This is a genomic window from Flavobacterium solisilvae (genome assembly GCF_012911605.1).
In the GTDB taxonomy this organism is placed as follows: domain Bacteria; phylum Bacteroidota; class Bacteroidia; order Flavobacteriales; family Flavobacteriaceae; genus Flavobacterium; species Flavobacterium solisilvae.
The window spans coordinates 1-308 of the sequence record NZ_JAAMPT010000106.1 but is presented as its reverse complement, the minus strand read 5'-3'; the positions used below and the strand labels follow the sequence as shown (position 1 = coordinate 308).

General features: G+C 44.8%; 1 protein-coding gene. It reads left to right on the top strand.

The genetic code is table 11. From position 1 onward, the window contains the following. Positions 1–10 precede the first annotated feature (10 nt). A partial coding sequence (locus tag G6042_RS00495; protein ID WP_211161588.1) for an MBG domain-containing protein occupies positions 11–308 on the top strand: 298 nt, incomplete at its 3' end.

The window sequence follows — 308 nt, the reverse complement described above, 5'->3', positions numbered from 1 at the left end:
CTTGGTACAGATGCCGAACTATAACGACTTGCAGCTATCGGCTACAATGACCATTGACAATGCAACAATCACAGGTGTTACCTTCAGCAACGGAACATTTACCTATGACGGTACAGCACATTCGATATTTGTATCGGGATTACCAACCGGCGCAACGGTAACTTATACAGGTAACGCTCAGACCAATGCAGGAGTTTACACCGTGGATGCCTTGGTACAGATGCCGAACTATAACGACTTGCAGCTATCGGCAACAATGACCATTGACAATGCAACAATCACAGGTGTTATGTTCAATAATGGTACGT